The sequence below is a fragment of the Aeromonas sp. LsrichE-8G genome (assembly GCF_022869435.1).
GTDB lineage: Bacteria > Pseudomonadota > Gammaproteobacteria > Enterobacterales > Aeromonadaceae > Aeromonas > Aeromonas caviae.
Genome location: NZ_JALIHH010000284.1, coordinates 1 through 9,204 on the forward strand (window position 1 = coordinate 1; position 9,204 = coordinate 9,204).

At 62.7% G+C, this 9,204-nt stretch carries 11 protein-coding genes and 1 pseudogene; 5 read left to right on the forward strand and 7 right to left on the reverse strand.

The window, feature by feature from the left end; all coding sequences use genetic code 11:
* Positions 1 to 686, forward strand: a pseudogene (locus tag MUW49_RS21270) (IS4-like element ISAeme15 family transposase); the annotation flags it as partial.
* 61 nt (positions 687 to 747) lie between these two features.
* On the opposite strand, the gene xthA reads toward MUW49_RS21270, so the two are convergent.
* From xthA to MUW49_RS21285, 3 genes are all read right to left on the reverse strand, one after another.
* The gene (gene xthA, locus MUW49_RS21275) at positions 748 to 1,554 is read right to left on the reverse strand and encodes an exodeoxyribonuclease III (RefSeq protein WP_010673667.1); all 807 of its coding nucleotides are present in this window, start codon (positions 1,552 to 1,554) and stop codon (positions 748 to 750) included.
* A 252-nt stretch (positions 1,555 to 1,806) separates the two neighbouring features.
* Complete coding sequence (locus MUW49_RS21280; protein ID WP_244813203.1) at positions 1,807 to 2,769, reverse strand: ion channel; 963 nt, start codon at positions 2,767 to 2,769, stop codon at positions 1,807 to 1,809.
* Positions 2,770 to 2,829: 60 nt separating this feature from the next.
* Entirely contained in the window at positions 2,830 to 4,476 is a 1,647-nt protein-coding gene (locus MUW49_RS21285) for a response regulator (RefSeq protein ID WP_244813205.1), read from the reverse strand.
* Positions 4,477 to 4,746: 270 nt separating this feature from the next.
* Between MUW49_RS21285 and MUW49_RS21290 the strand changes: the two genes are divergently transcribed.
* On the forward strand, positions 4,747 to 5,172 hold the full coding sequence (locus tag MUW49_RS21290; protein ID WP_010673670.1) for an Hsp20/alpha crystallin family protein: 426 nt from the start codon (positions 4,747 to 4,749) through the stop codon (positions 5,170 to 5,172).
* 41 nt (positions 5,173 to 5,213) lie between these two features.
* On the opposite strand, the gene MUW49_RS21295 is transcribed toward MUW49_RS21290, so the two are convergent.
* Positions 5,214 to 6,257, reverse strand: a complete 1,044-nt coding sequence (locus tag MUW49_RS21295; protein WP_244813207.1) for an FAD:protein FMN transferase — start codon at positions 6,255 to 6,257, stop codon at positions 5,214 to 5,216.
* Positions 6,258 to 6,556: 299 nt separating this feature from the next.
* Here MUW49_RS21295 and azu point away from each other — a divergent pair, with 299 nt between their 5' ends.
* The gene (azu, locus tag MUW49_RS21300) at positions 6,557 to 6,997 is read left to right on the forward strand and encodes an azurin (RefSeq protein ID WP_102948687.1); all 441 of its coding nucleotides are present in this window, start codon (positions 6,557 to 6,559) and stop codon (positions 6,995 to 6,997) included.
* A 181-nt stretch (positions 6,998 to 7,178) separates the two neighbouring features.
* Positions 7,179 to 7,382 carry a hypothetical protein gene (locus MUW49_RS21305; protein WP_244813210.1) on the forward strand — a complete coding sequence of 68 codons (204 nt, stop codon included), beginning with the start codon at positions 7,179 to 7,181 and terminating at the stop codon, positions 7,380 to 7,382.
* Here the strand turns inward: MUW49_RS21305 and MUW49_RS21310 are convergent.
* The gene (locus tag MUW49_RS21310; RefSeq protein WP_043155563.1) at positions 7,379 to 7,948 is read right to left on the reverse strand and encodes a HutD family protein; all 570 of its coding nucleotides are present in this window, start codon (positions 7,946 to 7,948) and stop codon (positions 7,379 to 7,381) included. The two genes, MUW49_RS21305 and MUW49_RS21310, sit on opposite strands and share 4 nt — an antisense overlap.
* Positions 7,949 to 8,077: 129 nt before the next feature.
* Positions 8,078 to 8,500: a MarR family transcriptional regulator gene (locus MUW49_RS21315; protein WP_125117369.1), complete on the reverse strand. Its 423-nt coding sequence runs from the start codon at positions 8,498 to 8,500 to the stop codon at positions 8,078 to 8,080.
* An 81-nt stretch (positions 8,501 to 8,581) separates the two neighbouring features.
* On the opposite strand from MUW49_RS21315, the gene MUW49_RS21320 reads away from it, so the two are divergent.
* Positions 8,582 to 8,881 carry a DUF3861 domain-containing protein gene (locus MUW49_RS21320; protein WP_045524039.1) on the forward strand — a complete coding sequence of 100 codons (300 nt, stop codon included), beginning with the start codon at positions 8,582 to 8,584 and terminating at the stop codon, positions 8,879 to 8,881.
* A 191-nt stretch (positions 8,882 to 9,072) separates the two neighbouring features.
* Here MUW49_RS21320 and MUW49_RS21325 read toward each other — a convergent pair.
* Positions 9,073 to 9,204, reverse strand: a 132-nt coding sequence (locus tag MUW49_RS21325) for a transposase (RefSeq protein ID WP_244813212.1), incomplete at its 5' end; no start/stop codon positions are given.

Consider the following 9,204-nt stretch of genomic DNA (forward strand, 5'->3'; position numbering starts at 1 on the left):
TCGGTGCCGACCTGTTGCTGCGTATTCAGGCCGAAGACACCGACCGTCACTGGCTCATCCCGGAACGCAAGGGGCTGGTATACACGGAACTTGAGCGCTATGGCGACGGTGACCGTCTGTTGCAAATGACGGTCTCGCCTCAGGCTAGCAAGAAAAACCCGGCGTTGCCGACACACTGGCAAGTTCGCGCAGTGACCTATGAGGTGGCAGGCAAGGAGAAAACGGTCTTTACCTCCCTGCCCGTGGCGCGATTCAGCGCAGCTCAGGTGGCGACCCTGTACCACGAGCGCTGGGAAATCGAGCTGGGATACCGGGATATCAAAAGCGCGATGCAGCACAACGCCATCACGCTGAGAAGCAAGAAAGTGGACTTGGTCTATCAGGAGCTGTGGGGATTGCTGCTTGGATACAATCTGGTCAGGCGGGAGGCCAGCCAGGCCGCCGTAGCCCATCAGCGAGCGCCCAATGAGGTGAGCTTTAAGTTTGCCTGTCATTTCATCGCGAACCAGATGGCAGTGATGGCGGGCGCGTTATCGCCAGCCCATACGCCACGGAGGTTGGCGGAGTTGCGGGGCTGCATAGGCGTCATGTTCATAGAAAAACGCCCCAGGCCATCGAGACCCAGGGCGGTGAAGATATCAAAGACCCGTTTTCCGGTAAATCGCAATGCGGCTCCGCTTAAGTGAACAGCATTGCCCGCATGGGCGGGGGCAGGGTCTTTTGGCGAGGGCTAGCCTAGCGTGGGGATCAGGCGAAGCAGGTCCAGATGGGGGCGTGATCCGAGGGCTTGTCGATGCCGCGCAGCTCGTAGTCGATGCCGGTCTCGGTCACTTTGTCCTTGAGGGCGTCGGAGGCCATGATGAGGTCGATGCGCAGGCCCCGGTTCTCGTCAAAGCCCCTGGAGCGGTAGTCGAACCAGGAGAAGCGCTCGCACTCGGTGGGGTTGGCGGCGCGGAAGGTGTCGGTCAACCCGAAGCCTTTCAGGCGCTCCATCCATTCACGCTCGATGGGCAGGAAGGAGCACTTGCCATCCCGCAGCCAGCGCTTGCGGTTCGCCTCGCCGATGCCGATGTCGAGATCCGTGGGGGAGATGTTCATATCCCCGATCAGCGCTATCTGGTCGTCCGGGGTGTGGTGGGTCTCGAGGTAGTGCTGCAGGTCTTCATAGAACTTCTGCTTGGCCGGGAACTTGGTCTCGTGATCCTGGCTCTCCCCCTGGGGGAAGTAGCCGTTCATCACCTTGATGACGGAGCCGTCTTCCCGCTTGAAGCTGGCCATGATCATGCGGCGCTGGGCATCTTCCGGATCGGTGGGGAAACCCTTTTGCACCTCGATGGGAGCCTGCTTGCTCATGATGGCGACCCCGTAATGCCCCTTCTGGCCGTGGAAGACCACGTGGTAGCCCATGGCCTCCACATCCGCGACCGGGAAGGCTTCGTCGTGCACCTTGATCTCCTGCAGGCCGATCACGTCCGGCTGGTGCTTGTCGATAAGGGCTTGCAACTGATGAAGACGGGCGCGCAGGCCATTGATATTGAAAGAGATGATCTTCATGTTCGGGGTGCTCATGTCGTTTTTGTTCGTCGCTTATTGGACTAGGAATCCGCGATGGATGCAAGTTCGGGGGCTGTGACTGGCGCAGCGGCTCGGTAATCTGTTCACGATCTGTCGCGAGAGTCTGTCAGCAAGGTGACGCGCAGCAGAGGAGCCTGAGTGCATATGTATACATGGAAGCGCCTGGCGACACATAAGCGAGCAGCACATGAGCCTTGGAAGCGGCTTCCCAGCAAGATCGTGGACAGGTTTCTAGCGGGTCATCTTCTTGACAAACACCACCACGAACAGTGCCAGCGTGAAGCTGCCGGTAAAGGCTTCGAAGGCGGCGAAGATCCGCGACAACCCCACCGGGGTGAAGTCCCCATACCCCAGCGTGGTGAAGGTCACCACGCTGTAGTAGAGGCACTCCATCAGGAAGATGGCGTTCTGCTCCAGAGGAGCGTCCGGGCGATAGATGAGGTGGGTGCCCGCGAAGTTGAGGCCGCAGAAGAAGTAAAAAATGCTGCAGATGACGATGAGCAGCAGGGAGAAGAGCACCACCCGCATGGGGGCCTCGCCGTAACCGCAGAAGAGATCCACTATCCAGGAGGCGAAGCGGCGGTAGGACCAGAACGGCATCTGCAGGCGGCGCATGGTGAGCTCCTGCTGGATGTAGCGACCGGACATGGTGAAGATGCCCTGGGTCTCCGAGGCCTTGCGCAGATCCCGGTAGGTCTCCTCCGCCTCCTTGAACCAGACGCGGACCTGTGCCGGGTCCCGCTCGCGGCGCCCCTTTCTGTCCTGCATCAGCCGCTTGCCCGTCTCCAGGTTGTCGAGGCGGGTGTTCTTCCAGCGGATGCCGAGCAGGTTGACGTCGTCGAGGGTGGCGCAGTGGAGGTTCGCTTCGCTCAGATCGGCCTTCATCAGGCTGCCGCCCTTGATGCGAATGCCGTAGAGATGGGCCCCCCGCAGGTTGGCGCGATAGAGGTTGCACTGCTCCAGCAAGAATCCCTCCGGACCCTGCCTGTTCACCAGGTTGAGATCCGCCAGCTCGGCGCGGGCCAGTTGCAGGCCGTGGCACAGGCCTCCCTGGCGCACATAGCGCTCCAGCGCCTGGGCGGTATCAGGGGTGTTGTGGGCCGCAGCGGGGTCGTGCCAGCGGCAGAGATCATGATCCCCTGCCTCTTCGGTGCAGTGGCGGCCATCGGCCACCAGGTATCGGCACATTGCCATGGTGTTGCCCCTCCCTTCCCTGAGTCAGTATCAGCATAGGTGAGGGGAGGAGGGGGGATATCAGCTGTGCTGATGATATTCCTGGCGCAGCTTGCGAAAACGTTCCTGCTGGGCGGGGTTGAGGGGGATGCCCTCCAGCACCTCCAGGGTCTCCTTGCACTCGGCGCCAAACTCCGGGCTCTTGCGGTTCTTCTGCATGAGTTGCAGCAGCACCTGGATCTTGTTGAGGGCGGCGCCGGTATTGGCGGGCGCCCGGCGCAGGGCCTCGCGAAAGTGGCCGAGGGCCTGCTCCAGCTCTCCGGCCTGATAGGCCTTGATGCCCAGATCGTTGAGCTGCTGATAGCGCTGGCGCCGCTCCTGCACCGTCTTGTCATCCCGGGTTACCTGGATGCAGGTGGTGAGCAGCCGATCCTCATCCTCCGCCAGCAGGGGTTGCAGGCTCTCGGCGTACTCGAACTCCCCGAGCTGATAGAGGGCGAGTATGGTCTCGCCAAGGAGAGCCGGAGGCATGGTGGCGGGCTCGTCCAGCCAGTTCTGGTTGGCGCGATAGAGCATCTTCTTGCCCTTGAGCAGCTCCCCCAGGGCGATGCGCACCCGGGCCTGGCAGATCTGCTCGAACACCGGGTAGTTGAACTCCGACATCATCAGGGAGTCGCGGATGCGCGACAGGGCGGAGTTCACCTGCTTTTGCAGGTTGGCGATGTGGTAGCCGTCGTTGCTGTTGAGGGCGTACAAGGTGAGGGTCTGGATATAGGCCCCGAGATAATGCGGCGTGCGGTGGATGGAGTTGCGCGACAAGTCGATGAGGGCGAGCAGCACGTCCTTGGCCTGGGCGTAGTCGTGCCGTTGCAGGCACACCTCCGCCAGACGGCGGGAGAGCTGCACCGACTGGGGAGAGATGTCCACCGCCCGGCGCAGCTCCTGCTGGGCTTGCTCGTCATTGCCCAGCGCCAGCAGGGACTCCGCGAGCCAGAGGTAGGCCTCCACCATCAGGGGGGTGTGTTTCAGGGTGGCTTGCAGGTGGCTCACCGCCTCCTCGTGCAGACCCAGGGTATGGCACGCCTTGCCCAGGGTGAGGCGAGCCCAGCTGTTCTCCTGCCCCGCCAGCAGCTGGCGCATCAGGCTGCGGGCCTCCTTGGCCTGGCCCAGCTTGAGCTGGGTGTCGGCCTGCAGGCAGCGGCAGAAGTTGGCAAAGCGGGGCACTGCGTCCGCCTGTTTGGCACAGGCCTCCACCAGGGCGGGCAGATCGTCCCGGGTGAGGGCGCTGAAGACGCTCTCCAGCGCCTGGTGCCGGGCGAGGGCGCGTTTGAGACGAAACGAGAACTGCTCCTGGGAGAAGGGCTTCATCAGGTATTCGTCGGGCTCGGCTTCCAGCGCGCTCAGCACCATGGCGCGGGAGCCGTCGCTGCTGACCATGATCACCACGCTCTGGGGCGGAATGAGTTGCTGATCCCGCAGGCTTTCCAGCAACTGGCGGCCGTTCTCGCCCGCCCCCAGCTCATAGTCGAGCAGATAGATGTCGAAGCTCTCTTTCTGGCAGCGGCGGCGCGCCTCGTCGGCGGAGTTGGTGTAGGTGATGCGGTTGATGCCGATGTTGATCAGCATCGCCTTCATCATCATCTGGAAGGAACGCTGTTCGTTGACCAGCAGGATGCGCTTGGGCTTGGGCTGGGGTTTCTTCTCGGGTACGGAGTCCGGTGTCTGCATCTGTCTGGCATCAAGGCGCTACGGGCTGGTGGGAGAAGTGTGCCACCAAAGTCCGCAGGCAGGCAATTGCACATGGGGAGGCCCCCCGGTTTTTCCCGCAGACCTTGGGTGAAAAAAAGGGTGTCTTGCCTTTGATCCCGGTCAATGGAAGGCGAGTTGGCACTGGCAGGCGCTGTCCCGGTTTTTAGACTTGAAGAGCGTCAGCATGCGGGAGGCAGCAGAGGGCAGGGTGCCCGTCTGCTCCCTTGCCCGCTCACAAGGAGGGATCAGATGAGTTTGCTACCGAGTCGCACCAGCCTGTTTGATGACCTGTTCCACGACATGGCCTCCGGCTTCTACATCCGTCCCCTGCACGGGGACCCGTTGCCCGGCCAGATCAAGCTGGATCTGCGGGAGAGCGGGGATGACTACCTGCTGCTGGCGGAATTGCCCGGGGTGGCGAAGGAGGACATCCACGTGGACGTGCACGGCAAGCTGGTGACCCTGAAGGCGGAGATCCGCCAGTTTGACAGCCAGAGCAAGGATGAACGGGCCCTGCGCAGCGAGCGCTACTATGGCAGCGTGTCGCGCAGCGTCGAGCTGCCGGTGGAGGTGTCGCCAGAGCAGGTGAGCGCCCGCTTTGACAACGGCATCCTCACCCTGCGCCTGCCCAAGCAGGCGGCCAGCCCAGCGCCCCACCGCATCCCCATCGAATAGGCGGTCAGTGAACGAGGCCCCGCACTGCGGGGCCTCGTCATTCAGGGCTGCTTGCGCACCAGATAGGGGGCAAACTCGGGGGTGTGGCTGGCGGCAAAGCCCGTGGCGGTCTTCTCGATGAGATAGACCGCCAGCTTGTGCTCCCTGGCAAAGGCCATCGCCCGCTCGGGACCCATCACCATGAGGGCGGTGTCGAGGGCATCGGCCTCCAGGGCCGTGGGGGTGATGAGGGTGGCGGAGACCAGCTTGTGGGTCACGGGCTCGCCGGTGGCAGGATCGATGATGTGGGAGTAGCGCTTGCCGTCGAGCTCGTAATAGTTGCGATAGCTGCCGGCGGTGCTCACCGCCATGCCGTTCGGGGTCACCACATCCTCGATGGCGCCCGGTCTGTCCGAGGGCTCGACGATGGCCACCCGCCAGGGATTGCCCTTGTCGTTGTGCCCCTTGCTGCGCACCGCCCCCGCCACCTCGATGAGGTAGTTGTGGACCCCTTTTTGCTCCAGCAGCCCGGCTATCTCGTCGGAGGCCGCACCCTCGCCCAGGGTGGAGAGATCCAGATAGAGGTCTGGGATGGCCTTGCCGAGCAGGAAGTGATCCCCCTCGGGGGTCAGGGTGAGCTTGTCGATGCCGACCCGCTCCCGCGCCTTGGCGATCTGCTCTGCGCTGGGCCGCCTGACCGGGCGCTTGTCCGGCCCGAATCCCCACAGATTGACCAGGGGCCCCACGGTGACATCGAGAACCCCCCGGGTGAGGTGCCCGGCGTCAATGCCCTGTTGCACAATCTTCGCCATGGTGGCCGGGATGACCTGGGGGGGCTGCCCCGTTCCCTGATTGAAGCGGGAGATGAGGGAGCCCGGATCATAGGTGGAGATCTCCTTGTTCAGGCGTGCCAGCAGCGCCTCCACCTCCTGATGCAGTGCCCCCTGTCCGCCGGGGAAGGGGTCGCTCAGGGTCACCGCATAATAGGTGCCCATGGTGTTGCCCTGGATGCGGGTCTGGGTCGGGGCCGGCTGGCAGGCGCCAAGCAGCAGGATCAGGGAGAGCAGCAGGGTGCGCGCCAGCGCAGGCGCAAAGGGGAACTTCATCTCTCATTCTCGCGGGAGTCATCGACGGGGGAGCAGCTTAGCCAACGGCTGCGGTGTTGGCGAGTGGCCGTGGGCGGGAAGGCCGCAAATAATTAAGCCGGAGGGGAATTTGATCAACCCGCTTTGGGCCCGGGGTCGGGAGAAAAGAAGTGACCGGGCTCGCAGGCTGGCCCAAAAGCGGTCGTCCTTCGGTGACATTTGAATACAATGAAGATCGATCCTGACAGCATCTTTGCGGGTCGCGCCCACGGGGGCGAGATGCCTGTGCTGTCATCCTTCGTCAATCAAAGGAGAACGTGATGAAAAAGGTGTTAACCCTGCTGCTTCTTGGCTCCCTCGCCACCCCGGTCCTGGCCGACGAGTGCGCACTGGTGATCGAAGGCAATGACGCCATGCAGTTCAACCAGACGGGGATGAGCGTGCCGGCCACCTGCAAGGAGGTGACGGTGACCCTCAATCACACGGGCAAGCTGCCGGTGGCCAACATGGGCCACAACTGGGTGCTGGCCAACACCGCCGACTATCAGGCCATCGCCACCGCCGGCATGAGCGCCGGGGTCGATCACGACTACCTGCCCAAGGATGACCCCAGGATCCTGGCCCACACCAAGCTGGTGGGGGGCGGCGAGAGCACCAGCGTCACCTTCAAGACCGACGGCCTGGCGGGCAAGGATCTCACCTTCTTCTGCTCCTTCCCGGGCCACTTCGCCCTGATGAAGGGCAGCTTCAAGGTGGGGTAGTGCCAAGGGTCGTGTCGCCGCCAGCACAAGCAAAAGCCGGGAGGGGCCCGGCTTTTTTGTCTTCGCTTGCGCTGCGTCGCGGTGCTTTCATGATCTGGTCTGGGGTGGCAAGGAGATGAGCGGCGTAGAATAGGCCGCAAATGGGCCAGTGGCCCGCCTACGCCCCTTCGGAAAAGAGAGCATGAACGCAGTGAAACGGATGCTTGGCTGTTGCCTGATGCTGCTGTGTGCCATCGCGCTGGCCGCCGAGCCCCCGGTGAAGAAGAGCCGGAGCGGCATCTGTCACCCCAAGGGCGGCACCTACTACAGCCGCACCAGGCACTATACCCCCTATGACACCATGCAGGCCTGCCTCGACAGCGGGGGCCGTGCCCCTCGGCGTTAAACGGCGGCCTGCTTGGGCTGCAGGGTAAAGAAGGCGAGGGTGGTCTTCTTGCCGCACTCGAAGCGGATGCTCTCCTCCCCTTGCACCACCAGGGTCTCTCCCGGTGCGACCTGTTGCCCCTGCACGGTGAGCTGGCCCTCCAGCAGGTGGCAGAGGTAGCACTTGTCCGTCTCCAGGGTGAGGCTGAGGGGGAAGGGCAGGTTCAGCACCCGCACGTTGGCGCTGATGCGCGCCGGGTGGTAGATGAGCCCGAGATCCGTCACCTCTTTTTTCAGCAGCTCGCAGCGGGTCTCGTCATCCCCGCTGAAGTGGGCTGCCTCGAAGGTGGCGTAGGGGTGGCCGTTGAGCACGAAACCGGCACCGCTGACGGGCAGCAGGATGCGCTGGTAGCCGGGAAAGCGGGAGAAACTCCCCGCTTCCTTGATGGGGGCTGAGCTCAGCCGGTAGTCAAAGTCGAGCTTGTCCAGGGTCGAACCAGGGGGGGAGATCAGGATCTGGGCCGTGGTGCCCTGCCTGTTCTTCCAGGGCATTTTCAACTGGTCGGACTCTTTAATCAGGGTGATCACGATGGCGCCTCGGCGGGAAGGGGAGAGTGGGGCCAGTGATACCATCTCCGGGAGTGGCTCACAAGGCGCCGCCAGCGCAGGCCGTGCTGGTTGGCCACAAATCAGGCAGCGGACCCCCTGACGCTGACCCTAACCGGTCGACTCAAGCCCTTTTTCTATCTTGTCCAGCAGTTGCTGCAACTGCGCTATCTCCGTCGGCGTCAGCAGGGAACACAGCCGTTCGTCGAGCCGTGCGGCCTCCTGCTCCCCCTGGTTGACCCGCTCGCAGGCCAGCGGGGTCAAGGCCAGACAGATGCTGCGTCTGTCAGTGGGATGGGGCCGCTTCTCGATGAGCCCCTGTTTCTCCATCTCCTGCAGCAGGCGCGTCACCTGCGCCTTGTCGCGGCCCGACCGCTGCGCGATGAGCTGCGGCGTGGCGGGATCCAGCGCATGGATCAGTTGCAGCACCTTGTAATGGAGGGGGCTAAGGGCGATCTGCTGTGCCCGGAAATGCTGGGTCATGGCGATTTTGTACTGATCGAGGATCCGGAAGAGGCGGTTTGATAACTTCATGGTTGATAAAGTCAACTTAAAAGGATTTAATTGATTTTATCAACCATATGGGCAAAAGCCCAGCCCGAGAGGAGATGAAAGATGCCACACAGCTATCGTGTACAGGTCCAGGCGCTGGACCGCGAGGTGCCCCCGTTGCAGTTCGACTGCCAGAATCACGACGACATCTTTGCCATCCTGGCGCTCAGCAAGGGGAAGCTGGCCATGTCGGAGCAGGAACATCAGGCGTTTATCGTCGGGTTGAAGCTGTTTGGCGAAGTCATGATGCAGCATCGCAAAGAGGAGCTGTTCAAGGGGTTTCTCCCCCATTTCAAGCAATTCATGGGGCAACTGAAACGCACCGCCAGGGGAGAGGAGGCCGTGGTCGCCCCTTCCGAGTGACCCTGCCCTGACCCCAAGGGCGAGCGCTCCCGCCATCATGCCTGATGCAAAGGAAACCCCGAGGTTGTGATCCCGGTGCTGTCAAAGCGGCGGCGGCCCGCTACACTGGCAGCTCGTTTCACGGAGGACCCATCTTAAATGCGAAAGGGGACTCCCTCCGACGTAGGTGGGAGGGGGATTTCGCCGGGGCGTCAGCCCCGCTGGTTTTGAATGTATTGCTTGATCACCTCCAACGGTGCTCCGCCGCAAGAGCCCGCAAAGTAAGAGCGTGACCAGAGTACGGGTTTGCTGTAAGCACCTCTCAAGTCCAGAAATTCATTACG

Bases quoted from the DNA above. Each gene is read 5' to 3' on its own strand.
- MUW49_RS21315 (WP_125117369.1), bottom strand. From the start codon at position 8,500: ATGAAGTTATCAAACCGCCTCTTCCGGATCCTCGATCAGTACAAAATC.
- azu (WP_102948687.1), top strand. From the start codon at position 6,557: ATGAAAAAGGTGTTAACCCTGCTGCTTCTTGGCTCCCTCGCCACCCCG.
- xthA (WP_010673667.1), bottom strand. From the start codon at position 1,554: ATGAAGATCATCTCTTTCAATATCAATGGCCTGCGCGCCCGTCTTCAT.
- MUW49_RS21295 (WP_244813207.1), bottom strand. From the start codon at position 6,257: ATGAAGTTCCCCTTTGCGCCTGCGCTGGCGCGCACCCTGCTGCTCTCC.
- MUW49_RS21280 (WP_244813203.1), bottom strand. From the start codon at position 2,769: ATGGCAATGTGCCGATACCTGGTGGCCGATGGCCGCCACTGCACCGAA.
- MUW49_RS21305 (WP_244813210.1), top strand. From the start codon at position 7,179: ATGAACGCAGTGAAACGGATGCTTGGCTGTTGCCTGATGCTGCTGTGT.
- MUW49_RS21320 (WP_045524039.1), top strand. From the start codon at position 8,582: ATGCCACACAGCTATCGTGTACAGGTCCAGGCGCTGGACCGCGAGGTG.
- MUW49_RS21285 (WP_244813205.1), bottom strand. From the start codon at position 4,476: ATGCAGACACCGGACTCCGTACCCGAGAAGAAACCCCAGCCCAAGCCC.
- MUW49_RS21290 (WP_010673670.1), top strand. From the start codon at position 4,747: ATGAGTTTGCTACCGAGTCGCACCAGCCTGTTTGATGACCTGTTCCAC.